At 70.7% G+C, this 23,850-nt stretch carries 26 protein-coding genes and 1 pseudogene; 16 read left to right on the forward strand and 11 right to left on the reverse strand.

Going from position 1 to position 23,850, the window contains the following annotated elements; all coding sequences use genetic code 11:
* Nucleotides 1-8: 8 nt before the first annotated feature.
* Nucleotides 9-1,271 (forward strand): glycosyltransferase family 87 protein, encoded by a 1,263-nt coding sequence (locus VGR06_RS20245; protein WP_327560674.1) that lies wholly within the window; start codon nucleotides 9-11, stop codon nucleotides 1,269-1,271.
* Between the two features lie 31 nt (nucleotides 1,272-1,302).
* Here the strand turns inward: VGR06_RS20245 and VGR06_RS20250 are convergent, their stop codons facing one another.
* Nucleotides 1,303-1,512 (reverse strand): helix-turn-helix domain-containing protein, encoded by a 210-nt coding sequence (locus VGR06_RS20250; protein WP_325160150.1) that lies wholly within the window; start codon nucleotides 1,510-1,512, stop codon nucleotides 1,303-1,305.
* Between the two features lie 185 nt (nucleotides 1,513-1,697).
* Entirely contained in the window at nucleotides 1,698-3,314 is a 1,617-nt protein-coding gene (locus VGR06_RS20255; protein ID WP_327560675.1) for an ABC-F family ATP-binding cassette domain-containing protein, read from the reverse strand.
* 328 nt (nucleotides 3,315-3,642) lie between these two features.
* Here VGR06_RS20255 and VGR06_RS20260 point away from each other — a divergent pair, with 328 nt between their 5' ends.
* On the forward strand, nucleotides 3,643-4,410 hold the full coding sequence (locus VGR06_RS20260) for an SDR family oxidoreductase (RefSeq protein WP_327560676.1): 768 nt from the start codon (nucleotides 3,643-3,645) through the stop codon (nucleotides 4,408-4,410).
* Here VGR06_RS20260 and VGR06_RS20265 read toward each other — a convergent pair.
* Nucleotides 4,407-4,814 carry a hypothetical protein gene (locus tag VGR06_RS20265; RefSeq protein WP_327560677.1) on the reverse strand — a complete coding sequence of 136 codons (408 nt, stop codon included), beginning with the start codon at nucleotides 4,812-4,814 and terminating at the stop codon, nucleotides 4,407-4,409. The genes VGR06_RS20260 and VGR06_RS20265 overlap by 4 nt on opposite strands.
* Nucleotides 4,815-4,947: 133 nt before the next feature.
* On the opposite strand from VGR06_RS20265, the gene VGR06_RS20270 reads away from it, so the two are divergent.
* Both VGR06_RS20270 and VGR06_RS20275 read left to right on the forward strand, forming a co-directional pair.
* Nucleotides 4,948-5,349: a hypothetical protein gene (locus tag VGR06_RS20270; protein ID WP_327560678.1), complete on the forward strand. Its 402-nt coding sequence runs from the start codon at nucleotides 4,948-4,950 to the stop codon at nucleotides 5,347-5,349.
* 9 nt (nucleotides 5,350-5,358) lie between these two features.
* Nucleotides 5,359-5,622: a hypothetical protein gene (locus tag VGR06_RS20275; RefSeq protein ID WP_327560679.1), complete on the forward strand. Its 264-nt coding sequence runs from the start codon at nucleotides 5,359-5,361 to the stop codon at nucleotides 5,620-5,622.
* Here VGR06_RS20275 and VGR06_RS20280 read toward each other — a convergent pair.
* The 3 genes from VGR06_RS20280 to VGR06_RS20290 form a co-directional block, all read right to left on the reverse strand.
* On the reverse strand, nucleotides 5,619-6,302 hold the full coding sequence (locus VGR06_RS20280) for an acVLRF1 family peptidyl-tRNA hydrolase (protein ID WP_327560680.1): 684 nt from the start codon (nucleotides 6,300-6,302) through the stop codon (nucleotides 5,619-5,621). The genes VGR06_RS20275 and VGR06_RS20280 overlap by 4 nt on opposite strands.
* 22 nt (nucleotides 6,303-6,324) lie before the next feature.
* Nucleotides 6,325-6,567, reverse strand: a complete 243-nt coding sequence (locus VGR06_RS20285) for a CBS domain-containing protein (protein WP_327560681.1) — start codon at nucleotides 6,565-6,567, stop codon at nucleotides 6,325-6,327.
* Between the two features lie 184 nt (nucleotides 6,568-6,751).
* On the reverse strand, nucleotides 6,752-8,293 hold the full coding sequence (locus VGR06_RS20290) for a dGTP triphosphohydrolase (protein ID WP_327560700.1): 1,542 nt from the start codon (nucleotides 8,291-8,293) through the stop codon (nucleotides 6,752-6,754).
* A 177-nt stretch (nucleotides 8,294-8,470) separates the two neighbouring features.
* On the opposite strand from VGR06_RS20290, the gene VGR06_RS20295 reads away from it, so the two are divergent.
* Together VGR06_RS20295 and VGR06_RS20300 are read left to right on the forward strand one after the other, a co-directional pair.
* Nucleotides 8,471-9,616: a lycopene cyclase family protein gene (locus tag VGR06_RS20295; protein ID WP_327560682.1), complete on the forward strand. Its 1,146-nt coding sequence runs from the start codon at nucleotides 8,471-8,473 to the stop codon at nucleotides 9,614-9,616.
* 104 nt (nucleotides 9,617-9,720) lie between these two features.
* On the forward strand, nucleotides 9,721-11,400 hold the full coding sequence (locus VGR06_RS20300) for a GGDEF domain-containing protein (protein ID WP_327560683.1): 1,680 nt from the start codon (nucleotides 9,721-9,723) through the stop codon (nucleotides 11,398-11,400).
* Here the strand turns inward: VGR06_RS20300 and VGR06_RS20305 are convergent.
* The 3 genes from VGR06_RS20305 to VGR06_RS20315 form a co-directional block, all read right to left on the reverse strand.
* Nucleotides 11,393-12,616 carry a kynureninase gene (locus VGR06_RS20305; protein WP_327560684.1) on the reverse strand — a complete coding sequence of 408 codons (1,224 nt, stop codon included), beginning with the start codon at nucleotides 12,614-12,616 and terminating at the stop codon, nucleotides 11,393-11,395. The genes VGR06_RS20300 and VGR06_RS20305 overlap by 8 nt on opposite strands.
* An 82-nt stretch (nucleotides 12,617-12,698) precedes the next feature.
* Nucleotides 12,699-13,493: a tryptophan 2,3-dioxygenase gene (locus VGR06_RS20310; protein ID WP_327560685.1), complete on the reverse strand. Its 795-nt coding sequence runs from the start codon at nucleotides 13,491-13,493 to the stop codon at nucleotides 12,699-12,701.
* The gene (locus tag VGR06_RS20315) at nucleotides 13,490-14,305 is read right to left on the reverse strand and encodes a PaaX family transcriptional regulator C-terminal domain-containing protein (protein ID WP_327560686.1); all 816 of its coding nucleotides are present in this window, start codon (nucleotides 14,303-14,305) and stop codon (nucleotides 13,490-13,492) included. Before VGR06_RS20315 ends, VGR06_RS20310 begins: the two co-directional genes overlap by 4 nt.
* A 51-nt stretch (nucleotides 14,306-14,356) precedes the next feature.
* Here VGR06_RS20315 and VGR06_RS20320 point away from each other — a divergent pair, with 51 nt between their 5' ends.
* The 4 genes from VGR06_RS20320 to VGR06_RS20335 are packed head-to-tail and all read left to right on the forward strand — an operon-like array spanning nucleotide 14,357 to nucleotide 19,570.
* On the forward strand, nucleotides 14,357-15,187 hold the full coding sequence (locus VGR06_RS20320) for an LLM class flavin-dependent oxidoreductase (protein WP_327560687.1): 831 nt from the start codon (nucleotides 14,357-14,359) through the stop codon (nucleotides 15,185-15,187).
* Nucleotides 15,184-17,262 carry an FAD-dependent monooxygenase gene (locus VGR06_RS20325; RefSeq protein WP_327560688.1) on the forward strand — a complete coding sequence of 693 codons (2,079 nt, stop codon included), beginning with the start codon at nucleotides 15,184-15,186 and terminating at the stop codon, nucleotides 17,260-17,262. Before VGR06_RS20320 ends, VGR06_RS20325 begins: the two co-directional genes overlap by 4 nt.
* Nucleotides 17,259-18,002, forward strand: a complete 744-nt coding sequence (locus VGR06_RS20330; protein ID WP_327560689.1) for a creatininase family protein — start codon at nucleotides 17,259-17,261, stop codon at nucleotides 18,000-18,002. Before VGR06_RS20325 ends, VGR06_RS20330 begins: the two co-directional genes overlap by 4 nt.
* Entirely contained in the window at nucleotides 18,002-19,570 is a 1,569-nt protein-coding gene (locus VGR06_RS20335; protein WP_327560690.1) for a benzoate-CoA ligase family protein, read from the forward strand. Before VGR06_RS20330 ends, VGR06_RS20335 begins: the two co-directional genes overlap by 1 nt.
* Here VGR06_RS20335 and VGR06_RS20340 read toward each other — a convergent pair.
* Complete coding sequence (locus VGR06_RS20340) at nucleotides 19,559-19,756, reverse strand: hypothetical protein (RefSeq protein ID WP_327560691.1); 198 nt, start codon at nucleotides 19,754-19,756, stop codon at nucleotides 19,559-19,561. The genes VGR06_RS20335 and VGR06_RS20340 overlap by 12 nt on opposite strands.
* Before the next feature lie 53 nt (nucleotides 19,757-19,809).
* On the opposite strand from VGR06_RS20340, the pseudogene VGR06_RS43940 reads away from it, so the two are divergent.
* Both VGR06_RS43940 and VGR06_RS20350 read left to right on the forward strand, forming a co-directional pair.
* Nucleotides 19,810-19,956, forward strand: a pseudogene (locus tag VGR06_RS43940) (helix-turn-helix domain-containing protein); the annotation flags it as partial.
* Nucleotides 19,957-20,161: 205 nt separating this feature from the next.
* Nucleotides 20,162-20,410 (forward strand): Scr1 family TA system antitoxin-like transcriptional regulator, encoded by a 249-nt coding sequence (locus tag VGR06_RS20350; RefSeq protein WP_327560693.1) that lies wholly within the window; start codon nucleotides 20,162-20,164, stop codon nucleotides 20,408-20,410.
* Between the two features lie 78 nt (nucleotides 20,411-20,488).
* Here the strand turns inward: VGR06_RS20350 and VGR06_RS20355 are convergent, their stop codons facing one another.
* A complete protein-coding gene (locus tag VGR06_RS20355) occupies nucleotides 20,489-20,644 on the reverse strand; it encodes a hypothetical protein (RefSeq protein ID WP_327560694.1) in 156 nt (51 codons plus the stop codon).
* A 144-nt stretch (nucleotides 20,645-20,788) separates the two neighbouring features.
* Here VGR06_RS20355 and VGR06_RS20360 point away from each other — a divergent pair, with 144 nt between their 5' ends.
* Genes VGR06_RS20360 through VGR06_RS20375 form a run of 4 tightly spaced genes read left to right on the forward strand, consistent with a single transcriptional unit; the run spans nucleotide 20,789 to nucleotide 23,552 of the window.
* Complete coding sequence (locus VGR06_RS20360) at nucleotides 20,789-21,559, forward strand: GntR family transcriptional regulator (RefSeq protein ID WP_327560695.1); 771 nt, start codon at nucleotides 20,789-20,791, stop codon at nucleotides 21,557-21,559.
* A 9-nt stretch (nucleotides 21,560-21,568) separates the two neighbouring features.
* A complete protein-coding gene (locus VGR06_RS20365) occupies nucleotides 21,569-22,327 on the forward strand; it encodes a protein phosphatase 2C domain-containing protein (RefSeq protein ID WP_327560696.1) in 759 nt (252 codons plus the stop codon).
* Complete coding sequence (locus VGR06_RS20370) at nucleotides 22,324-23,151, forward strand: enoyl-CoA hydratase family protein (RefSeq protein WP_327560697.1); 828 nt, start codon at nucleotides 22,324-22,326, stop codon at nucleotides 23,149-23,151. Before VGR06_RS20365 ends, VGR06_RS20370 begins: the two co-directional genes overlap by 4 nt.
* Nucleotides 23,136-23,552 carry a RidA family protein gene (locus VGR06_RS20375; RefSeq protein ID WP_327560698.1) on the forward strand — a complete coding sequence of 139 codons (417 nt, stop codon included), beginning with the start codon at nucleotides 23,136-23,138 and terminating at the stop codon, nucleotides 23,550-23,552. Before VGR06_RS20370 ends, VGR06_RS20375 begins: the two co-directional genes overlap by 16 nt.
* The last annotated feature ends 298 nt before the right edge of the window (nucleotides 23,553-23,850 follow it).

Consider the following 23,850-nt stretch of genomic DNA (forward strand, 5'->3'; position numbering starts at 1 on the left):
CTGCGGGCATGCCCGGGCCTACCACGGCGTTTCGCCTCGATGTCCTGTTCTACCTGCTAGGACTGACATTCGCGGCGGCGAGCGCGTTCGCCTCGGAGTTCTACGGCTACCGGGTGTGGGGAAACTTCGCCACCGTGGGTTACCTGCTGGCGCTTCTCATAACGATCGGCCGGCGGTCGTGGTCACGGTGGATCCCGGTCGGCGTCGCAAGCTTACTGGCCATCCTGGCGCCCCTGGCCATGCTGATCTTCCGGCGCGATCCGGGTTTCACCTGGGGCCCCTGGCCGTGGTCGTTTCCGGCGCAGCCCGAGGTCTGGGTGGTGGAGCGGGCCGCCCGGCTGCTGCTGGACCACGGCACGCCCTACCCCGACCTCACCGCGCTCGGCCGCGCGCCGGTGCCCGACGACTACACGCCGTACGGCCCGGTGATGGCCGTGTTCGGCCTGCCGCGCGCGCTGTTCGGCACCGGCCCGCTGACCGACGCCCGCGTCTGGTTTCTGCTCGGCGCCGCTGGGGTCGTGGTGCTGACCTGGCGCGTGCTCGGCTGGCCCCGTGCCCGGATCGGCGCGGCGCAGCTGGCCGTGATCAGCCCACTCACCGCGCTGATCGCCGCGACGGCCGGCGACGACCTCCCGGTGGTCGCGTTGATCGTGCTGGCCACCGTGCTGGTGTTCCGTGCGGGTCCGGTGCCGGCCGGCATCGCCTGCGCGCTCGTGGTGAATGCGAAGCTGACCGCGCTGCCGGCACTCGTCGTGCTCGCCGTGGCGGTGGCCGCGACCCGAGGGGCCAGGGCGCTGGCCGCGTTCCTCGGCACGGTGGCCGCCGCCACGGCGATCATCGTCACGCCGGTGCTGCTGCGCGGTCCCGGCGCGTTCGTCGAGCACGTGATCAGGTTCCCCGCCGGGCTGGGGCAGGCGCGATCACCGGCGGCGAGCCCGTTGCCGGGTCACCTGATCGCGGCCACCGGCCCGATCGGGCACGCGATTGCCGTGGCACTGCTCGGCATCGCCGCGTGCGCGATCATCGCCTGGTTGCTGCTCCGCCCGCCACACGCACCGGCGGACGCGCTCGGCCGCATCGCCGCCGGACTTGGCGCGGCGATCGTTCTCGCGCCGGCAACCCGTTGGGGCTACCTGATCTACCCGCTAGCCTTGCTCGGTGCCATGATCCAACTTGGCGCTCCGAGCAGTGTTCGAGCCGCCGAACCCCACGCGCACGGCGACACCCCAGTAGGACCGACCGAACCGGTCGCGAACCCCGACACCCACTGACTCTCCAGACGCGCGCAGAAGAAGAGCTGGCCTACTTCTTCTTCGTGCGCGTCGCACCACCACGCCCGCGCAGCGTGACGCCGGACTCCGACAGCACCCGATGCACGAAGCCGTACGAGCGGCCGGTCGACTCGGCGAGCGCCCGAATGCTGGCGCCTTTCTCGTACTTCTTCTTCAGGTCAGCGGCCAGCTTGTCGCGCGTGTTCCCGGTGATGCGCGCGCCTTTCTTCAGGTCAGCCACGTCATCCGCCTTCCGTTAACGTGTAACTGAGGTCCTTGCAACCCCTGCCGAGCAATGATCGAACAGGTCGGGCAGGAACGCCAGGCGAGATCGAAAATTCCCGACCAACATCCCCCAGACGCACCAAAGGAGCGCCCGCGACCACTCGTGTATCGCTCACCGCCGCTGCGGCGTAAGGGTGATTCTCAAGCCAGCTGAACGAGTTCGAGATAGTCGGCGGACCAGTGATCTTCGGTGCCGTCCGGCAGCAGGATCACCCGCTCCGGCTCCAGGGCCTCCACCGCTCCGGGATCATGGGTGACCAGAACGACCGCCCCGGAGTAGCGCCGCAGCGCGTCCAGCACCCGCTCGCGGCTGGCCGGATCCAGGTTGTTGGTGGGCTCGTCCAGCAGCAACACGTTGGCCGCGCCGGACACCAGCCCGGCCAGCGCCAGCCTGGTCTTTTCGCCGCCGGACAGGGTTCCGGCCGGCTGGTCCAACTGCTCGCCGCTGAACAGGAATGTGCCGAGGAGCGAACGCAGTTGCTGCTCCTGGGTGTCCGGCGCGGCGTGCCGCACGTTCGCCCAGACGCTCGCCTCGTGGTCGAGGGTCTCGTGCTCCTGGGCGTAGTAACCGATCCGCAGCCCGTGTCCGGGAACGACGGAGCCGGAGTCCGGTTGTTCCATGCCCCCAAGCAATCGGAGCAGCGTGGTCTTGCCGGCGCCGTTCAGCCCGAGCACCACGACGCGGGAGCCGCGGTCCACGGCCAGATCCACTCCGGTGAAAACCTCGAGCGATCCGTAGCTTTTGCTGAGTCCTTCCGCGGTGAGGGGGGTTTTCCCGCACGGCGCCGGCTCCGGGAAGCGGATCTTCGCGACCTTGTCCGCCTGCCGGACCTGGTCCAGACCGGACAGCAGCCGCTCGGCCCGCTTCGCCATGTTCTGCGCGGCCACCGCCTTGGTGGCCTTCGCGCGCATCTTGTCCGCCTGGGCCATCAGCGCGGAGGCCTTCTTCTCCGCGTTGGCGCGCTCCCGCCGGCGCCGCCGCTCGTCGGCCGCGCGCGCGTCGAGGTAACGCTGCCAGCCCATGTTGTAGAGGTCGACCTCGGCCCGCATGGCGTCCAGGAACCAGACCTTGTTGACCACGTCGGCGAGCAGGTCGACGTCGTGGCTGATCACCACCAGGCCACCGGTGTGCCCCTTGAGGAACGTGCGCAACCAGGTGACTGAGTCGGCGTCCAGGTGGTTGGTGGGCTCGTCGAGCAGCAGCACGGTGCCGGCGCTGGCATCCGAGGCGCCGAACAGGATCCTCGCCAGCTCCACCCGCCGGCGCTGCCCGCCGGAGAGCGTGCTGAGCGGCTGGCCGAGCACCCGGTCGGCGAGCCCGAGGTTGTGGCAGATCCGGGCCGCCTCGCTCTCCGCGGCGTACCCGCCCAGGGCGGCGAAACGCTCTTCCAGGCGCCCGTAGCGGCGCACCGCGCTGTTCTGCCGTCCCGCGTCGACGTGCTCGGCCATGGCGCTCTGGGCCTTCTCCAGCTCGCGCACCAGTTCGTCGAGGCCGCGGGCGGAGAGCACCCGGTCCTTGGCGGTGACGTCGAGGTTGCCCTCGCGGGGGTCCTGCGGGAGGTAGCCGTGCGGGCCGGAGCGGCGCAGCTCCCCCGCGTACGGCTCGCCCTCGCCGGCCAGCACCCGCAGCGTCGTGGTCTTTCCGGCGCCGTTGCGGCCGACCAGGCCGACCCGGTCGCCGGGCTGGACCCGCAGCGTGGCGCCTTCGAGCAGGATGCGCGAGCCTGCGCGCAGCTCGAGATCGGTGGCGGTGATCACGTCGGAGACTCCCCAAATGGCTGGTCGTGGACAGGGGTCAGCGGCCCGCCGGCCATGACCGGCGAGCTGGGCGACCTACACGTCCGTGAGAACGACCACGTGCGCCAGTGTACGGGTGGTACGCAACGCGGTTTGCCGCAGGCTCGCGGGTAAGCGCCCGCTTAGCTAGAGTGCACCGGCATGGAGCTTGCGGAATGCCGGGCGAGGGAGTTGGCCCACCGCGACGAGGGCAGGCCGAGGGACGAGGTCTGCCCGAGGAGCAGTTCGGTGACCCACCAGCCAAGGCGGCCCAAGACCATGGCCAACATTCCCGAGTTGGAGAACGCGAATGACAACGGAGCTCAGCGGCAGGACGGCGCTCGTCACCGGGGCGAGCCGGGGAATCGGATACGCGGTCGCGGCGGAGCTCGCCCGCGCCGGGGCCGCGGTGACGATCATGTCCCGCAAGGCGGAGGACATCGCCGCGGCCGGTGAGCGGCTCGCGTCGGAGATACCCGGTGCCCGGGTGCTGGCGGTGCCCGCGAACGCCGGGCGGGACGAGGACCGGGACGAGGTGGTGCGCCGTGCCGTCGAGGAGTTCGGCAGCCTGGACATCCTGGTCAACAACACCGGGATCAACCCGGTCTACGGGCCGCTGGTCGAGGCCGACCTCGGCGCCGTGCGCAAGATCTTCGACGTGAACGTGGTGGCGGCGCTGGGTTTCGTGCAGCTGGCGTGGAAGGCGTGGATGGCCGAGCACGGCGGCAACGTCGTCAACATGTCCTCGGTGGGCGGGCTGCGCTCCACCGGTGTGATCGCGGCCTACGGCGCGTCCAAGGCGGCGATGAACCACCTGACCGCGGAACTGGCCTGGCAGCTCGGCCCGGCCGTGCGGGTCAACGGAATCGCGCCGGCCACGGTGAAAACGCGATTTGCCGAGGCGCTCTACGTCGGCCGGGAGGACGAGGCCGCCCAGGCCTACCCGATGAAGCGCCTCGGCACACCCGAGGATGTCGCGTCGCTGGTCGTGTTTCTGGTGTCGGACAAGGCATCCTGGATCACCGGCGAGACCGTCCGGGTGGACGGCGGCCTGCTCGCCACCGGCACCCTCGGCTAACGTCCCGGCCGCTCTCCCCGGAAGGGACCGCCCCGGTCGCCCGGCGGCCCCGGGATGTAGTCGTGGTACCGGCCCAGGCCCGGGCGGTCGTTGCGATGATCGTTGGCAGCCCCGATGAAGTAACCGCCGACTCCGCCACCCAACAGCAGAACGGCGCCCACCACCGCGGCCACCCACGTCTTCATCGTGCTCGGCACCCGCACCCGGCTCCGTTGCGACTCCGGTTGCTGGGGAACGGGTTGCTCCGGCCCCGGCTGGTGCGGCCCGGGTTGCGCCGGAGGCGCCTGCGCCGTCCCGGCAGCCGCCTGTGGCTGCTCCACGGGACGCTCCGGTTGCGCCGGCACCTCCGCCCCCGACTCCTGCCCCGCACCCGTCTCCGGCTGCGGCCTGTCTGTCTCACTCACACCCCCAATTGTGGGACAGGATCCTGAGACCAACCTGAGTCTGACCTGTGGATTGTGGACACCCCGATCGAGCCGACTTTGGCCTGTGGACAACCATTTTGACGGACCCCATCGCGTGGCTACGCTCTGCGCCATGACCTCTCCACAGGACCTGGGGCAGCGAGTCGAACGGACCACACAGGAGATCGACGCGCTGTACGACATCACCCAGGAGACGCACCGGACCGTCAAGAAGATCGCGACTGTTCAGCAACATCACGGCAATCGCATGACCACCCTCGAGCGGACGCTCGATCACCACACCAACAAGTTCAACGTGCACACCAACAGGCTGAACAGCATCAGCAGTCGCCTCAATCACATCGAGGCCGCGCAACACATCCACACCGAAACATTGAACGCTCACAGCGAGAAGCTCGACAAGGTTGATGCCCGGCTCGACAAGGTAGATGGCCGGCTCGGCCGCGTCGAAACCGCTCAACAGGAACACAGTGAGAAGCTGGACAAGATCATCGACCTACTGGGCGCGAGGTAACTGGCCACGATGGAGATCGAGACCAAGGTGCGACTGCTCAACCACAGCGTTGACGGCCTCTGCGCGCAGCTGACCGGCGTCCTGGCCGCCCAGCAGAGGCAGGACGACAAGCTGGCAAAAATCGACCTCAGGCTGTCGGAGATCGAAACCAGTCAGCTCGACCAGCGTTCCCGAGTTGACTGGGTCGACGACCGGATATCGGAAATCAAAGCGGATCTGGCAGCAACATCGGCAATGCAACCCACTCTGAATTTGCTGCAGCGCAGCGACTAACCGTCGCGCCGGTGGGGATCGTCAACGACGACGATCTCCACCGAGCGGGCGCGCTGCGCGGCATCGTCGAGAACCGTGCGTCGGGGTTCCGCAGTGTCGAGAATGCGGGATTCGGCCCGGGCGAACACGTCGATCAGGCGGAGATCGGCACGGAGGGCGTCGAGGGCGCGGGTGTCGCCGCCCAGCACTACTCCATCCAAAGTGGACAACTGAGGTACGAGGACCTCGAACGCATCGGTTGCGGCGGCTTGGAGCGCTGCTCGGGCCTGGCCTTCGCGGCGGCGGGCGAAGCGGCCCTGCGACCAGCCGCCGGCGGCGGTGCGGCCCTGCAGCGGCCGGCGGTCGGTGCGGGAGTGCTCGATCTTCCCGTCATACGCGATGCCGACGCTGTGGCCGCCGAGGCGGACCAGGAACAGGCCGATGCGGCGGGGCCGGAGCACGTGGAGGGCGAGCACGGCGACGGCCAGGCGGGGGTCGTCGGGCGGAACGAGCGGTCCAAAGGGGACGGTCACGGTGGCGGTGGCGCCGTCGGTGGCGGTCACCGAGACGAGGTCCGGAGTGGCGGTGGAGTCGGCGATCCCGCCGTGGCGGTGGGCGAAGCGGTCGAACCAGCCGGTGACCCGTTCCGGGGGAACCTCGACCGCTCGCCCTCCTCCCGCTACCGCACGTGACCGGACCACGGCACGCACGGTACCTCGGTGATCAGGTGGTCGCATACACGCCCGTGACGAAGCGCGCGATCTGCTCGTCGCTCAGGTGCCGGGCCAGGTCGGCCTCGCTGATCATGCCGACCATGCGCTGGTTCTCCAGCACCGGGACGCTCCGGATCCGGTGGTTGCGCATGGTGCGCACGACCTGCTCGGCGTCGGCGTCGGCGCACCGCGGCGCGCCGTTGGCCAGCTCGCCCGCGGTCATCTCGGCGGGGTTGCGGCCCTCGGCGCACACTTGATCACGATGTCCCGGTCGGTGATCATACGGTCCCGCCTCTCCGGGCCTAACTGCTGTGGTTACGTTCCAGCTGGCGGTGCGGTTGTCGGGTGAATCGTGGTCAAGTTGCATCACGGTCCCCCGAGGTTCCGTTTGGTGGGCGAGGCTATGTCAACCTTCGCGAAGATCCATCAGACCGGCCCTAAAGGACGAACGCGTCCGACCAGGGCGCCCCGCCGCGCCCGGACAGCGCGTCGAGCAGGGCGACCGTCTGGCCGTCGGTGAGCGAGGCGACGAAGTCGATCACAGCGCGGCCCTCCGCCAGCTCCCGTGTCGGGTACTCCGCGGCGGCCAGCTCGGCCAGGTCGTGCAGCCGCCGGGGCAGCCGCACCGCCTCGTACCGGTCACGCAGCCACTCGTCCAGCGCCGCCACCAGCGAGGTGACCAGGCGCGCCTGACCCCGCTGGTGCAGCGCGAGATCCGGGCGCAGCAACACGAACCGCTTGTGCACGAACTTGAGCACCTGCACCTCGTGCCACTGTGCGGGCGCCAGCACCACGTGCCCGGACCGGGTCGGCGGATCCATGATCACCCCGATGCCGGCCACCAGCCGCGCCGTCCACCGCGCGGAGAACCGGCCGACCGCCTGCTCGGCCTCCACCGAACCGTCGAACGGGGTGGCCAGCAGGTCGTCCACCAGCTCCGTGCGCACCCGGGCCACGGCCGCGACGAACGCGTCGTCGTCCACGATCCACGAGTCCCGCCGGTGCAGGTGCCGGCGCAGCTCCTCCAGCGAGCGCCCCGGGCGCCGCGAGGACGCGGCCAGCTCGGCGTCGTCCAGCCCGGCGAAGTCCAACGCGCCGGCCAGCCACTGGCCGAGCTCCGCGGACACCGGCGCGTGCTGCAGCACCCCGATCCGGTGAAAGTCCTCAAGATCATGGATGGCGTACGCGATGTCGTCCGCGGTGTCCATCACGGACGCCTCGACCGTCTGCTGCCAGTCCGCGATCCGCCCGGCGAAGGGTTCCCGGGCCTGCACCAGATCGTCCAGATCGGACACGTACGCGGAGAACTTGCTCGACCCTGAGCCCGGCTCGCCGGCCGGCTCGGCGGCGCCCCGCGGCGGCTTCGGCAGCGCCCGCGGATGCGGCTCCGGAAAGAAAGGGGGGTCTGGGGGCTGAGCCCCCATGGGGGTCTGGGGGCTTGCCCCCAGGAGAGGCAGCCGGGTCCACGGGTACTTCAGCATGGCCGCGCGCACCGCCGCGGTCAGGTCGAGGCCGCGCCCGCCCGGCCCGCGGGTGTCGGTCGTGGTGACGATCCGGAAGCTCTGCGCGTTGCCCTCGAACCCGTCCGCGAGGTGGAACCGCTGCCGCGCCAGCCGGTCCAGCACCTGCTCGCCGAGGTGCCCGAACGGCGGATGCCCGAGATCGTGCGCCAGCGCCGCGGCCTCCACCACGTCCGGGTCACACCCGCCGAGCTTGTCCAGCACCGGCACGATCTCCGCCTGGGTGGCGAACCGCTCCACGATCGCCCGCGCCACCATGGCCACCTTGAGGCTGTGCGTCAGCCGGTTGTGCAGCAGCGCCGACCCGCTCGCGCTGACCACCTGCGTGACCCCGCCCAGCCGCGCGAAGAACGGCGACGCCACGATCCGGTCCCGGTCCGCCCGGAACGGACTCGCCGCGAGATCCGCCGGCGCACCCCCACGCCCCGCGGAGCGCCGCGCCTCCCGCCGGTCAACCAGATCGCCACCCACGATCCCGACCCTAATCCCAGCCCGCCGACCCCATCGGACGGCACGCCCACCCCCACACCAAGATCGCCGCGCCTACCTGTACCCCAGCCCCCACCACTCCCGGGGGGCGGCCCCTGACCAGTCTATCGGGTGCGGGTGACGGAGACGGGGTTGATGATCTTGCATGTGGACAGATTGGCGAGTGACGTTCTGGTCGTTGGTGCAGGTCCGGCCGGGTGGGCGGTGGCCGCGGGGTGCGCTGAGCGGGGGCTGGACACGTTGCTCGTGGATCCGTATCCACAGCGGCGGTGGGCGGCGACGTACGGGATGTGGGCGGAGGAGTGCGCGCTGCTCCCGGCCGGGAGCCGGTGGGTCGAGGTGGGGGCGCGGGTGGTGGCGGTGACGGAGCGGGTGCTGGCACGGCGTTATGCGGTGCTGGACAACGAGTCGGTGCAGGCGGCGGTGGGCGGCCGGGGGGTCAGGGTGGTCGAGGGCGCGGTCGCGGCGGTGGCGCACGGGCCGCGGGGGAACGCCGTGGCGCTGACAAGCGGGCGGCTGCTCGCGGCGGCGGCGGTGGTCGACGCGTCGGGGGCGGGGCGCGTGCTGTCCGGCGGACCGGTGCCGGGGCAGCGGGTGGAGCAGACCGCGTTCGGGGTCGTGATCGAGGAGCAGCGCGCCGAGGCCACGTTCATGGACTGGCGGCCGCCGCCGGGGTTTGACGGGTCGACGTTTCTTTACGCGGTGCCGCTGCCGAACGGGCGGACCCTGGTGGAGGAGACGTCGTTGGCCCGGCGGCCCGGAATGACAGTGGGCGAGTTGCGGGCCCGGCTGGCCGCGCGGGGAGTTCCGCTCACGGGGGAGGTGGAGTGGGTGCGGTTTCCGGTCGACCTGCCGCCGCCGCGCGCACGGGCCGGGGTGGTTCCGTTCGGGGTGGCGGCTGGGCTGGTCCACCCCGCGACCGGGTACAGCGTCGCGGAGGCGTTCCGGCTGGCGCCCGGGGTGGCCGCGGCCATCGCAGACGCGCTCGACAGAAGCACGCCGGACCGGGCGGTTCGGGCGGCGCGGCGGGTGGTGTGGACGCCGCGGGCCCGGGTGGTGCGGGGGCTGCGGCGGCGGGGGTTGGCGGTGTTGCTGGGGCTGCCGCCGGATCGGGTCGCCGAGTTTTTTGAGGTGTTCTTCGGCCTGCCGGTGGAGTTGCAGCGGCGGTATCTTGGCGGGCGAGAGGATGTCGGCGGCACGGCCGCGGCAATGGCGCGAGTCTTTGCCGGCGCGAGCCCGGCGTTGCGCGGTCTCATTGTGCGACATGCGTTTCGCCCACCCGGTGTGGTCTGATCGTGTGAATTTTCGCTGCGCCAAATCGGTGAAACCGCGGCACGGAACAGTTGACAACAGGTGACACCGTTGCCCTGGCCTCGGCGGATCGGCACGATGACTGCGTGGCCGGGGTGCCCCAGGTAAATTTCGCGTTTCAGCCGTTGCTGAGTACGCGCACGGGCGAACCCGTTGCCGTCGAGGCGCTCGCCCGGCCCGACTCCGGGTCGGTCTACGATCTGCTGTGCGACGCGGGTGACGCCGGCCAGCTCACCTCCGCCGACGTGGCCCTGGCCAGCAGCGCCGTGCTGGCCGCCGGCGCGCAGGGCAACCGGCTGCCGCTGCACGTCAACCTGCTGGCCAGCACCGCCGCGCGGGCCGGGAAGCTGTTGCCGTTCCTGGACGTGGCCCTGCGCCGGACCGGGCGGCGGCCGGAGGAGATCACCCTGGAGATCACCCCGCCGTTCTGCCGGACCGCCCGCCCCGACCTCATCCATGGACTGGAAACCTTGCGGCAGAGCGGTTTCCGCCTGGCCTACGACGCGGTCGGGCACGGCGACCTGCCACTGTCCATGCTCGTCGACCTACCGCCGGACCTGATCAAGCTCGACCCGCACCTGGTCGGCGGACTGCCGGCGGACACCGGCGCGTTCGCGGTGATCGAGGCGCTGGTGGGGCTCGCCAACCGGGGCAACATCCAGGTCGCCGCGGTCGGCGTGGAGACCGAGCACCAGCTCGTCACGGTCGCCCGGCTCGGCGTGCGGCTGGCTCAGGGGAACCTGATCGCCGCGCCGGACCACCGGCCCGGGCCGGTCGCGCGGCTCTCCCCCGCCGCGGTCGAGCTGGTCACCACCGACGCCGGCGCCGCGCCCGGCCCGCTGGTCGCCGAACTGGTGCACGAGGCGGTCACCATGCCCGAGCCGGTGACCGCCGACGAGGTGCGCACCGCGTTCGTGCGGCAACCGGACATCAACGGCGTGGTGCTGGTCGACGCGGAGCACCGGCCGTGCGCCACGGTGGACCGCAACCGGTTCCTGCTGGCGATCACCGGCCCGTACGGGCATGCCCTGCACGCCAAGCGGTCCGCCCGGAAGCACGCCGACGCGCCGCGGCTGATCCGGTGGGACGCGACCGCGCTGCAACTGCTGGAGATGATCGGCGAGGCGGACCGCGACCGCACCGGGGACGACGTGGTCGTGGTGGACGAGGACGGCCGGTGCGCCGGGATCGTGCGGCTCGGCGAGGTGGTGCGGTGCGTGGCCGAGGCGAAGGTCGAGCAGGCGGCCGCGCTGAACCCGCTCACCCGGCTGCCCGGCACCGACACCGTGGCCAGGGAGATCGACCGGCGGATCGCCCGCGCCGAGATGTTCGTGGTGGCCTGGCTGGACATCGACGCGTTCAAGACGGTCAACGACACGGCCGGGTTCGCCGCCGGGGACGACCTCATCAGGATGCTCGGCCGGGTGCTCGGCGACGCCGAGGCCGGCATGCCGGGCACCCTGGTCGGCCACGTCGGCGGCGACGACTTCCTCGCCGTCACCGACGTGGACGAGATCGCCCCGCTGGCCGAGCGCCTGGTCGATCCCTTGTGGACAGTCGAGGGCCTGACCGTGAGCGTCTCGCTGGCCTCGCTGGTGTGCGGGACCAACACCGTGCACTCCTACCGCGACGCGGCCAGACTCCTTGCCCCGCTGAAGAAGCAGGCCAAGGCGGTGCCCGGCTCGAGTTGGGTCCTCGGCCGCCCGGACTCCGACCGGGTCGACGTCCTGCGCGGCCGGGCCCGCCAGCCCCGCGCGGTCAGCTGAGGATCTTGCCCAGCGCCGCGATCGCGGCCTCGAGCTGCTCGTCGGACAGATACGGCGCGGGGCCGAACCGGAGGTACCCGCCGCGGGAGTCGGTGCTGACGCCGTGCTCGGCGAGCGCCCGCTGGAGCTCGGCGGCGCGCACGGAACGCAGGGCGAGGAAGCCGCCGAACGCCTCGCGCGGGGCGGAGCGGTCGCGGGCGATCACGTTCTCGTCGGCGCCCAGCGCGTCGAACGCCTCGGCCAGGAACGTCGTCTGGTGCAGGGAGATCTCCCGGAGGAAGTCCGGGATGAGCGTCTCGTCCTGGAAGAACTGCATCACCCGGGCCGCGCGGTAGTGGCTGGTGGGATCGTAGGTGGAGCCGGCGAACCGGTTGCCGCCGCGGGCGTAGGCCACCTGGCCCGGCCGGGTCGCGTCGGCGATGGCCTCGAACTCGGCGAACCAGCCGGTGATCACGGGCCGCATTCCCTGGGCGTGCGCGGGGAGGCGCAGGAAGCAGTTGCCCTCACCCAGCTGCAGGTACTTGTAACCGCCGCCGGTGATCCACGCCGAGGACAGACCCAGCGCGGGCACGGAGAACGGCACGACGCCGAGCGCGTGGTAGGCGTCGACGAGCAACTCGACGCCCCGGTCCGCGCAGCCGGCGGCGAGCGCACCGAGGTTGGGCACGATCCGCGCGGTCTCGAACAGCACCGCGGAGACCAGGACGGCGCTGGTCCGGTCGTCCACGGCGGCGAGCAGGCGCTCGGCGAGCGTGTCCGCCGGGTCGGCCGGCACGCGCACCACCTCGACGCCCTCCTCGGCCAGCCGGGCGAGCTGGCGGCGCAGCGTGTGGAACTCGCCGTCCGTGGTGACCAGGCGAGGCTTGCCGCCCAGGTCGAGCGCGGACAGGAACCGGATCACCAGCGCATGCGTGTTGGCGTCCAGGGCGATGTCCGCGGAGCGGTCGTCGAGCAGCCGGCCGAACCCGACCCGGACCAGGTCGGCCTGCTCGAAAGCGCGCTCCCACTTGGTGTCCACGGCCTCCGCGGCGTCGGCGAACGCGGCGAGCTGCCCCTCCAGCGCGACGTCCGGCCACGCCTGGTGCGAGTGGCCGGTGAGCAGCAGCCGCTCCCCCACCCGGAACTGCGAGTACTTCAACGCCAACGCGTTCGGAGACTTCCGCAGATCATCCAAGTTCACAGTGCTCAATCCAATGTGAGGTTTGTATGGCAACATGGCACGTCAGGTGCGGCAGTCCGCCGGCAGGCCCACCGATTCCTCGGGCGGGCCTCCGGCCAGCCGTCGGAACCGGTACCCCTCACAACTCACTCCGCACTGCCCAGAGGTCGGGAAAAGCCGGGTGGAACAATGTGGATCGGAGGTAGGCGGCGCCGGAGGAGCCACCGGTGCCGGGTTTCCCACCGATCGTGCGCTCAACCATCTTGACGTGCCGGTAGCGCCACTCCTGCAGGCCCTCGTCCAGGTCGACGAGCAGCTCGGCGACCGTGGACGGGCCGGCGTCATCCCGGTACACCTCCAGCAGCACATGCTGGATGTCCTCGGACGGTTCGGCCGGCAGCGCGAAGTCGCGCTCGGTCAGCACCTGATACCCATGCACGGCAAGGAAACGCAGGAACGAGTCGAAAAGGGACGGTCGGCGCATGGCCTGCGCGATCCGCTCGCGGGCGGGGCTCTCCTCCGGGTAGTTGTCCAGCACCCGCAGCTCCCGGCGGCCGAGAACCGCTTCCAGCTCACGGAACTGCGCGGACTGGAACCCGCTGGAGGCCTCCAGCCGGGCACGGAAACTGGTGAACTGGCGCGGGGTCATCGTCTCCAGCACGTCGATCTGGGCGACCACGACCTTGAGGATGGTCAGCGCGCGGCGCAGCGTCCGGATCGAGTGCGCCGCGTCGCCCTTCTCCAGCCGCAGCTGCAGGTGCGTCAGTTCGTGCAGGAGCTGCTTGAACCACAGCTCGTACACCTGGTGGATCACGATGAACAGCAACTCGTCGTGGTCGTCGGAGCGCGGCCGCTGCGCCCCGAGGACCTCGTCGAGCGCGAGGTACGAGGTGTAGGTGAGCGCGGCGGCGTGCCGGCCCGGATCGGTGTTCATGGCGTGGTCACCTCGTCAAAGTAGCGTTGCGCGGCGGGCGCGAGCGCCGGGTAGAGGTCGTGGAAGAGCCACACGGCGTCGGCCCGGTAGTGCGGCGCGGGCACCAGGTCCTCCGGCAGTTCCGGGTCCAGGAACGGGAACTCGCGGAACGTGTGCACGAGGCGGCTGCGTAACAGCAAGGCCTGGCGGTCGTCACGGACGACCTGGCCGCGGAACTGGATGACGAAGGCCTTGTAGCGCTCGGCGAGCCCGTCGAGGTCCCAGACCCGCATGGCCCAGGCGGCGAAGTCCACCTCGGTGGACGGCCGGCCGAGCATGACCCCGACGTGCTCGGCCACCCCGAGCTCCTTGACCAGCTCGGCCACCTCCCGCTCGCGGTCGTGCGCGGCCAGCCAGGTGCCGTCCTGCATGGAGCCGAAGCCGAGGAAACGCAGCCGCCGCACCAGCCGGGCCCGGGCATCCCGGCGGTGCTCCGGGATGGCGTGCCAGAGCACCGTCCACTTGGCACGGCGGCGCGGCGACCGGCCGAGCGTGAAGATCCGCTGATCGCCCTCGGCCAGCACGGAGATCGCCCGCAGGGTGAGCGTGTAGTGCACCAGCCGGCCTTTCCGGGTCGGCTCCAGGAGATCACGGGCGGCCAGCCGGTTGAGCGCGACCCGCGCGGCGCCGGGCGAGAAGCCGAACTCATCGAGCAGCCGGACCAGCCCGCCGGACCAGACCCGGCGCCGGCGGCGCGGGTTCACGTACGCGCCGAGCAGCGTGAGCACCAGGTCCTGCGGGGCCGGATCGAACCCGCGCAGCAGGTCAGGCATGCTTCGCATCATAGTTGACGGTCCAGACCGGTCAACCGTAAACTATCGCGGGTGAAGGTGGGCATCGGGTTGCCCAGCACCGTTCCCGGCTGCGACGGCGACCTCCTGGTCGAGTGGGCGCGCCGCGCGGACGCCGGGCCGTTCGCCACCCTCGGCGTGCTGGACCGCATCGTCTACGACAGCCTCGACCCGTTCACCGCGCTGGCCGCGGCGGCGGCGGTGACGTCCCGGGTCCAGCTCGCGACGATGATCGCCATCGGGCCGCTGCGGGCTCCGGCCGTGCTGGCCAAGCAGGCGCTGTCGGTGGACGCGATCTCCGGCGGGCGGTTGACCCTGGGACTGGCGGTCGGGGCCCGGCGGGACGACTACGAGGCGGCCGGGGTGGATCACCGCCGGCGTGGCGCCCGGCTGTCCGAGCAGCTGGCCTATCTGCGCGGGGAGCTGGATGGTTCAGGCGTCGGACCGTCGCGCCCGGGCATCGAGTTGCTGGTCGGCGGCGGCAGCGGGCCGGCGTACGCGCGGATGGCCCGGTACGCCGACGGGTACGCGCACGGCGGCGGGCCGCCGCGGGCGTTCGGCTCGGCGGCCACTCGGGCCCGGGCGGCCTGGCGGGACCATGAGCGGCCGGGCGAGCCGCGGCTGTGGGGCCAGGGGTACTTCGCGTTCGGCGACCCGGAACGGGGTGGCGATTACCTGCGTGACTACTACGCGTTCACCGGCCCGTTCGCGGACAAGATCGCCGCCGGGAACCTGACGAGTGCCCGTGCGGTCAAGGACTTCGTGCGCGGCTACGAAGCGGAGGGCTGCGACGAGCTGATCCTCTTCCCCACCGTGGCCGACCTCGACGATCTGGACCGGCTGGCCGAGGTGCTGTCCACATGAGAGTTTCGGTGGTCGGCGCCGGGCCTGCCGGGTTGTATCTGTCGATCCTGCTGAAGAAGGCCGACCCGGGCCACGAGGTCACCGTGGTGGAGCGGAACGCGCCGGACGCCACCTTCGGCTGGGGCGTGGTGTTCTCCGAGGAGACGCTGGGCGCGCTGCGGGACGCGGACTACAAGACGTACGTGGAGATCACCGACTCGTTCGCCCGGTGGGCATGCGTGGACATCCGGTACCGCGGCCAGCTGCTGCGGTCGGGCGGGCACACGTTCTCGGCCATCAAACGCACGCACCTGCTGGACATCCTGCAGCGGCGCTGCCGGGAGCTGAGCGTGGAGCTGCGGTTCGGCGTCGAGGCGGAGCGGGTGCCGGACGGCGACCTGGTGGTGGCCGCGGACGGGGCGAACAGCACGCTGCGCCAGGCGTTCGACTTCGGCACGTCGGTGGAACCGCAGGGCTGCAAGTACGTGTGGTTCGGCACCGACCTGGTGTTCGACGCGTTCACGTTCATCTTCCGGGAGACCGGGTTCGGGCTGTTCCAGGTGCATGCCTACCCGTTCGACGAGCGGACCAGCACGTTCATCGTGGAGTGCCCGGAGCGGGTGTGGCGGCGGGCGGGCCTGGACGCGATGAGCGAGGAGGAGAGCATCGCGTTCTGCGAGCGGCTCTTCGCCGAGGACCTCGCCGGGCACCGGCTGCTCTCCAACCGCTCGCTCTGGTTGAGCTTTCCGTTGGTGCGCAACGCTTCCTGGCATCACGGGACGACCGCGCTGATCGGCGACGCGGCGCACACCGCGCACTTCTCCATCGGCTCGGGCACCAAGCTCGCCATGGAGGACGCGATCGCGCTGGCCAACGCGTTCATCCGGCACCCAGGAGACCGGGAGGCCGCGCTGGTCGACTACGAGCTGGAGCGGCAGCCGGTGGTCGAGCGGTTCCAGCAGGCCGCCGGGGACAGCGCGGCCTATTTCGGCCGGGTGAGCGACTACCTGCGGTTCGAGCCGATCCAGTTCGCGTTCAACCTGCTGACCCGCAGCGGCCGGATCAGCCACGCCAACCTGACGCAGCGGGACCCGGACTTCATGCGCGTGCTCGACGCCTGGTTCGCCGGGGCGACCGCGATCGCTCCCCCGCCGGCGTTCGTGCCGCTCCGCGCCGGCGAGGTGCTGATCGGCAACCGGATGGTCGCTTCTTCATCCACTGTGGACGGTCTGGTGGCGGCGGCCCGCGGCGGGGCCGGGCTGGTGCTCACCGGGTTGGTGTCGCCGGCCGCGGACGGGCGGGTGTCGCCGGACTCGCCGATGCTGGACCTCGACTGGGCGCCGGTGGTGGACAAGGTGCACGACGCCGGCGCGCTGATCGGGCTGCGGCTCGGGCATGCCGGGCGCCGCGGGGCGACCCGGCCGCGTGCCCAGGGGTTGGACATTCCGTTGCGGGACGACGGGTGGCCGCTGCTGTCCGCGTCGGCGCTGCGCTACGGGCCGTTCGGGCCGGAACCCAAGGCCATGGACGAGGCCGACCTGGACCGGGTGCGGGCGGCGTTCGCCGACGCGGCGGCGCTGGCGGCGCGCGCCGGGTTCGACGTGCTCGAGGTGGACATGTCCGACGGGTACCTGCTGGCGAGCTTCCTGTCGCCGCTGACGAACCGGCGTACCGACGAGTTCGGCGGGTCACCGGGCAACCGGGCGCGGTTTCCGGCGTCGGTGCTCGACGCGGTGCGCGCGGTGTGGCCGGCCGAGCGGCTGCTCGCGGTCCGGCTCACGGTCACCGACTGGACGCCCCGCGGGCTCGACCTCGAGGAGGGCATCGAGATCGCCAGAACCATGGCCGGGCACGGCGCCGAGCTGGTCCACGTGCGGGCCGGGCAGACCGTGCCCGAGGCGCGACCGGAGTACCGGCGCGGGTTTCTCACCACGCTGTCCGACCGGGTGCGCAACGACGCGGGCGTGCGCACCCTGGTCGGTGGGTACCTCACCACCGTGGACGAGGTGAACACGATCGTCGCGGCCGGGCGGGCGGACCTGTGCCTGCTGGACGTCCCGCGGACCGAGCTGGCGCGTACGGTGTTGGGCTCATGACACGGTTCGCCGACCTCACCTCGCCGCAGGTTGCCGCGTTGTTGACATCCGAACGTCAGCCGGTGCTGCTGCTCCCGGTCGGCTCGGTGGAGCCGCACGGCCCGCACGGTCCGCTGGCCACCGACTGGCTCATCTCATCCGGGGTCTGCGATCGGGCGGCGCGGCGGCTCGAGGACGACTCCGAGATCCGGGTGCTGATCCTGCCGGCGGTGCCGTACGGGGTCACCCGGTACGCCTCGGCGTTCGCCGGTGCGGTGTCGATCAGCGAGGAGACCCTCTACGGGCTGGTTGTCGACATCGGGACATCGCTTGCGGGTCAGGGGTTCCGGCATCTGGTGGTGGTGAACAACCACTTCGAGCCGGAGCACGTGGCGGCGATCCGGCGGGCGGTGGACACGCTCGGCGCCAGCTACCTGGACATCCTGCGCCGGTCCAACGCGGCGCGGCTGACCGAGGAGTTCCGGTCGGCTTCGTGTCACGGCGGCCGGTACGAGACCTCGCTGGTGCTGGCCGACCACCCGGACCTTGTCGACATCCCGACAATGCGAGGGCTGCCGGAGCTGTTCGTCGACATGGCCGGGGAGATCCAGGCCGGGCGGTCGGACTTCCTGGCCATGCGGATGGACCGGGCCTACTGCGGCGCGCCCGCCCAGGCCACCGCGGATGAGGGAATGTCAACATTCGACATGTTGACCGAGATGCTGATCGAGGTCATCCGGGACGTCGCGAGGAGGCCGTGATGCTGTCCTACGAGGACATCCCCGAGCGGTTCAACATCGCCGGGCACTTCGTGGACCGCAACCTCGCGGAAGGCCGGGGCGAACGCACCGCGCTGATCACGAACAGCGGGACGACCACGTACGCACAGCTCGCCGCGCTGGTGAACCGGGTCGGCAACGTGCTGCGTGACCTCGGTGTCCAACGTGGACAGCGGGTGCTCATCGCGCTCTCCGACGGGGTGGAGTTCGTGGCCACCTGGTACGCCGCGCAGAAGATCGGCGCGGTGACCGCGGAGGTCTACACGTTCCTGCCCGCCAAGGACTACGCCTACTTCCTCGGCTACACCGCGGCCGAGGTCGTCGTGGTGGACACCGTGACGCTGGACCGGATGCGCGAGGCGGCCGCGGGCGCCGGCAACGTCCGGCACCTGCTCGTGGTCGGTGGCGGCGCGGTCGACCTGCGGGACGGCGAGCACGACTTCGCCACGCTCGCCGCCCACGCGCCGGACACCCTCGAGGCCGCGTCGACGTCGAAGGTCGACATCGCGATCTGGAAGTTCACCACCGGCAGCACCGGCGCGCCCAAGGCCTGCGTGCACCCGGCCCGGAGCCCGATCCTCAGCCACGACTGGTACGCCCGCGGGGTACTGGACATCCGGGCCGGCGACGTCGTGCTGCCGGTGCCCAAGCTGTTCTTCGGCTACGCGCGCGACCTCACCGCGCTCTACCCGTTCGGCGTCGGCGGCGCCGGCATCGTGTTCCCCGAGCGCACCACCGCCGAGCGGATCTTCGAACTGATCGCCCGGCACCGGCCGACGATCCTGGTCAACGTGCCGACCATGATGAGCGCGATGGTCAGTCACCCGGCCGCGGCCGAGCAGGACCTGAGCTGCCTGCGCCTGTGCACCTCGGCAGGTGAGGCGCTGCCCGCCGAGCTGCACCGCAAGTGGGACAACGCGTTCGGCGTCGAGGTGGTGGACGGCATCGGGTCCTCGGAGGCGTACCACATCTACGTCTCCAACCGGCCCGGCGAGGCGCGTCCGGGCAGCGTCGGGCGGGTGGTGCCCGGCTACACCGCGCGGATCGTCGACGAGAACGATGCCGACGTGCCGGACGGCGAGACCGGCGTGCTGGAGGTCAGCGGCGGCACGGTCGCGCTGGAGTACTGGCAGGACAAGGAGAAGTCGGCCGGCACGTTCCGCGGCGAGGCCGTGCACACCGGGGACCTGTTCAGCCGGGACCCCGAGGGGTTCTTCCACTACCAGGGGCGAGCCGACGATCTGCTGAAGGTGAGCGGGATCTGGGTGGCGCCCAGCGAGATCGAGCACTGCCTGATCGGCCACGACAATGTCCTGGAATGCGCGGTGGTGGGGCACGAGACCGCCGGCCTGGTCCGGCCACGTGCTTATGTGGTGCCGCGGGTTTCGGGAAGCGAGGAACTGGCCGGAGAATTGCGGGAATACGTGCGGGCCCGGCTCTCGCCGCACAAATGCCCGCAGGACGTCGTTTTCGTCACCGATCTTCCGCGCACCACCAACGGAAAGCTCGACCGTCGGGCATTGCGCGCGCTGGACGCGTCAGCTCGGTGACACGTCCATTTCCCGCAACGCCTCGTTCGCCAGGTTCACGAAGCGCCGCAACGACTCGGCATCGAAGCCGAACTCGAAGTATTCCGGTTGCGAGCCGAACATGAAATCCACCGTGTCGCCGTTGTCGTCGACCTTGTAGTTGATGGCGGCGAACCCGAAGGCGCCCGCCCCCGTCTTGACTTCCACGTTCGGGTACACCCGATCGGGTGGGAAATATTTGCCAGGGGGCGTCAAAGGACATGAAGACCCCCAGAGGCCGCGCACTCGGCAAGGCGCTGCGGGACGCGCGGGAGGAAGGCGGCCGGAAGCTCCGGGCACTTGCCGACGAGCTCGGGCGCGACCCCGGCATGCTGTCCCGCTGGGAGACCGGCGAGCGCACACCGACTCCCGAACAGGTGGCCCAGATCCTCACGCACGTCGGGGTGAAGGGTGACCGGCTCGACGAGATCATCACGCTCTCCCGCGGCATCGAGGACCCGCGCTGGCTCGCGATTACCCTTCCCGAGCGACGCCAGCAGTTCGCCGCCCTCCTCGACCTGGAGGAGACCGCGAAGCGGAGCCCTGAACCAAGTCGTCGGCAGTGCGGAGATCATGGCCGGGCAGTTCCGGCACCTGGCCGGCATGTCGCAATGGTCCAATGTCGACGTTCGGGTGATGCCGTTCGGCAGCGGTTGGCATCCCGGCTTGGAGGGCCCGTTCGTGCTCATCGAGCCGAGGCAGGCCACGGCCGCCGTGCAGCTGGAGAGCCGCCGGTCGCTGCTGCTCCTGCACGAGGAGGCGGACGTGGTATCCAACATGGCGTTGGGCGAGGACGATTCGGCCAAGCTCATCGCCGAGTGAACCCCGCCGCCGCGCTCACCGTCCCCGCCCTGGCCCGCTTCGTCGCCCTCATCAAGTCCCGGTGGTGACTGGCCGGGCCTAACTCACCAGGACGAACAACGCTGCAACGGCCAGCGCACCCAGGGCGAAGCCGGTGATGGTCAGTATCCCGAACATGTTTGCCTTGCTCAGCAACCAGGTGATGACCAGGCAGCTGCCCAGCACACCGGTTGCGACAGCGCTCGTGCCGTTCATGACTCGGCTCCTTGGAGGTGATCGAGCAGCTCGAGATCAGCATGTCTGCCTGTCTGCATACAGATCTTAGGGTAGCTGGACTATTACCCTGAGGACAAGGAGCTCTGTATGGGGACATACAGAGTTCGGCTACGGTTGGCGGCCGTGAGCAGTGGACCGACAGACGCACGACCGCTCCAGATCCGCGTGGTCGACGAGCTGCGGCGCCGGATCGAGGTCGGCGACTACCGGCCGGGGCAGCAACTGCCGACCCTGGATGAACTGGCCGATCAGTTCTCGTGCTCGCTGGCCGTGACCCGGAGAGCGGTCGATCTGCTCAAGCAGCAGGGACTCGTGGTGACGGTTCAGGGCAAGGGCACCTTCGTCCGGGAGCGGCCACACGCCCGCCGGCATGCCATGGAGCGCTACTCGCGGCAGAGACGGCAGCGAGGAGAGGCGATTCTCGTCGCCGAGGCACAGGAGCAGGGCCACACCGTCAACCAGCTCATTCGAGAGCTCGCCGAGGTTCCCGCTCCCGTCCGGGTCGCGGAACGGCTACGGATCACCCGGGGAACGCCGGTCTGGGTGCGCCGTCGCACGACGTTGATCGACGGTCGGCCGAGCCAGCTCGAGGACAGCTACTACGAGCTGGCGGTCGTCGACGGAACCCGGATCAGAGAGGAGGACACCGGTCCCGGTGGTTCGCTCGCGCGCCTCGAGGACATGGGTTTCCTCCTCGATCAGATCGAGGAGGAGATCGATGTCCGGATGCCCACAGGGCCGGAAAGCGTCGCACTCCGACTACCCGCCGGAACACCGGTATGGGAGCTGCGGCGCACGGTGTACGACACCACCGGCCGGCCGGTCGAGGTGACGCTCGCCGTGATCGCCGGCGACATGACCACGTTCACCTACCGCTTCAAGTTCCCCGACTGAGAGGCCACGATGCAGGTCTCCTTCGCCACCGAGCCGGCGCCGGGTCGCCCCAACGAGGATTTCGTCGGCGCGGGCGCGGACTGGGCCGTGGTGCTGGACGGTGCCACCGCGCCGGCCGGGGTGGACAGCGGATGCGTGCATGACGTGCGCTGGCTGGTGCACCGGCTCGGTGCCGAGCTGGGCCGGCTGCTGTTGCTGGAACCCGCGGTCGCCTTGGCGGACCTGCTGGAGCGGGCCATCGCCCTCGTGCGCGCGGCCCATGGGTCATCGTGCGATCTGGAGAATCCGGACAGTCCTTCGTCGACGGTCACGCTGCTGCGGGCGTCTGAGAAAGCGGTGGACTACCTGGTGCTCTGCGACTCGCCGCTGGTCGTCGAGGTGGGCGGCGCCGTGCGGGTCGTGCTGGATGGGCGCGCGTCCCGGCTGCCGGAGCGCACGATCAGCGGCGTCAGCGCGGCACGGAACCGGCCCGGTGGGTTCTGGGTCGCCTCCACCGATCCGCGGGCGGCGCATGAAGCGCTGCACGGCTCCTTCGACCGGGCCGCCGTCGGGCGCGTTGCGCTGCTCAGTGACGGGGCGAGCCGGTTTGTCGAACGGTTTCACCTCGGTACCTGGTCCGACCTCCTTGACCTGCTGGAGAAGGCCGGGCCGGGCGAGCTGATCCGGCGGGTCCGGGCGGCCGAGTCCGTGGACCCCGGCCGGGGGAAGATCCATGACGACGCGACCGCCGTGTTGATCGGCCTGTCGGAAGGAGGCATGAGCGGATGAGCCCGTTCCGTGCGTCGCCGGGGTTCACGTCGAGCTGGCGGCACTTCGACTTCGAGGTGTCCGGCGGGGTGGCGACGGTGACGTTGAACCGGCCGGAGAAGCTCAACGCGTTGACCTTCGACGTGTACGCCGACCTGCGGGATCTGCTGGGCGAGCTGCCGCACCGGGGGGACGCGAGGGTGGTGGTGCTGACCGGGCGGGGGCGCGGGTTCTGCTCGGGCGGGGACGTCGAGGAGATCATCGGCGAGCTGCAGCGGATGGAGCCCGCGCAGCTGCTGGAGTTCACCCGGATGACCGGCGCGGTGGTGAAGGCGCTGCGGGAGTGCCCACTGCCGGTGATCGCCGCGGTGAACGGGGTGGCCGCGGGCGCCGGCTCGGTGATCGCGCTGGCCAGCGACTTCCGGCTGCTGGCGCGGTCGGCGTCGTTCGCGTTCCTGTTCACCCGGGTGGGGCTGGCCGGCGCGGACATGGGCTCGGCGTACCTGCTGCCGCGGCTGGTCGGGCTGGGCCGGGCGACGGAGCTGCTTGTGCTCGGCGATAAGGTCGGCGCCGAGCGGGCGGAGCAGATCGGCCTGGCGACCCGGGTGGTGGACGATTCCGAGCTGCCCGAGGCCGCGTCCACCCTGGCCAGGCGGCTGGCCGACGGTCCCGCGCTCGCCTACTCCACCACGAAGGTGCTGCTGACGCGGGAGCTGGACATGGATCTCGGCAGCGCCATCGAGCTGGAGGCGATGACCCAGGCGCTGCTCATGAAGAGCGCCGACCACGCCGAGTTCTACGCCGCCTGGTCGCAGGGAAGGAGTCCACAGTGGACGGGGCGCTGACCCCCCACCGGATCGTGCCGGTACCCGAGCTGATGGAGCCGACCGGGTTCGCGCACGCGATCCTCGCCGCGCCCGGCCACACCGTGCACCTCGCCGGCCAGACCGCGCACGGCGACGACGGCATCATCCAGGGCACAACCCTGGCCGAGCAGTTCGACGCCGCCGCCTGGAACGTCGTCACCGCGCTGCGGGCCGCCGGCGCCCTCCCCGGCCATCTCGTCTCCATGATCATGTACGTCACCGACGTCACCGAATACCGCACCTCCCTCCGCGACCTCCTCCCCATCTGGCGCAAACACTTCGGCCGCTACTACCCTGCCGCCGCCCTCATCGGCGTCTCCGAACTCGTCGACCCCGCGGCCAAAGTAGAACTCGTCTGCACCGCCGTGATCCCCGTTTGACCCAGTTGCTGGAAGGTACAACTCACTTGCTGGAGCGTATGACTCACTTGCTGGAGCGTACGACTCGCCGACCAGGACCGAACCCACCGGCGAGTTGTACGTTCGGGCAACCGAGTCGTACTCCGGAGCAACCGAGTCGTAGGTTCGGGCAACTACTCCGAACTCGAAGTCCCGACCGTCGAACTCAGTTTCCCTGCACCGAACTCGCGACAGTGAACGAAGATCATGAGTTTCAATCGCGCGCACCTGTGCGTGTCAGCCCCAACAGCTCCCGCAGGCGGCCCACGAACCCACCCCC

The sequence above is a fragment of the Actinophytocola sp. genome (genome assembly GCF_036002505.1).
GTDB lineage: Bacteria > Actinomycetota > Actinomycetes > Mycobacteriales > Pseudonocardiaceae > DASYTH01.

Coding starts and splice junctions, on each gene's coding strand:
- VGR06_RS20245 (WP_327560674.1), top strand. CDS start 9: ATGCCCGGGCCTACCACGGCGTTTCGCCTCGATGTCCTGTTCTACCTG.
- VGR06_RS20260 (WP_327560676.1), top strand. CDS start 3,643: ATGACAACGGAGCTCAGCGGCAGGACGGCGCTCGTCACCGGGGCGAGC.
- VGR06_RS20270 (WP_327560678.1), top strand. CDS start 4,948: ATGACCTCTCCACAGGACCTGGGGCAGCGAGTCGAACGGACCACACAG.
- VGR06_RS20275 (WP_327560679.1), top strand. CDS start 5,359: ATGGAGATCGAGACCAAGGTGCGACTGCTCAACCACAGCGTTGACGGC.
- VGR06_RS20305 (WP_327560684.1), bottom strand. CDS start 12,616: ATGTTGCCATACAAACCTCACATTGGATTGAGCACTGTGAACTTGGAT.
- VGR06_RS20310 (WP_327560685.1), bottom strand. CDS start 13,493: ATGAACACCGATCCGGGCCGGCACGCCGCCGCGCTCACCTACACCTCG.
- VGR06_RS20315 (WP_327560686.1), bottom strand. CDS start 14,305: ATGCCTGACCTGCTGCGCGGGTTCGATCCGGCCCCGCAGGACCTGGTG.
- VGR06_RS20325 (WP_327560688.1), top strand. CDS start 15,184: ATGAGAGTTTCGGTGGTCGGCGCCGGGCCTGCCGGGTTGTATCTGTCG.
- VGR06_RS20330 (WP_327560689.1), top strand. CDS start 17,259: ATGACACGGTTCGCCGACCTCACCTCGCCGCAGGTTGCCGCGTTGTTG.
- VGR06_RS20335 (WP_327560690.1), top strand. CDS start 18,002: ATGCTGTCCTACGAGGACATCCCCGAGCGGTTCAACATCGCCGGGCAC.
- VGR06_RS20350 (WP_327560693.1), top strand. CDS start 20,162: ATGGCCGGGCAGTTCCGGCACCTGGCCGGCATGTCGCAATGGTCCAAT.
- VGR06_RS20355 (WP_327560694.1), bottom strand. CDS start 20,644: ATGAACGGCACGAGCGCTGTCGCAACCGGTGTGCTGGGCAGCTGCCTG.
- VGR06_RS20365 (WP_327560696.1), top strand. CDS start 21,569: ATGCAGGTCTCCTTCGCCACCGAGCCGGCGCCGGGTCGCCCCAACGAG.
- VGR06_RS20370 (WP_327560697.1), top strand. CDS start 22,324: ATGAGCCCGTTCCGTGCGTCGCCGGGGTTCACGTCGAGCTGGCGGCAC.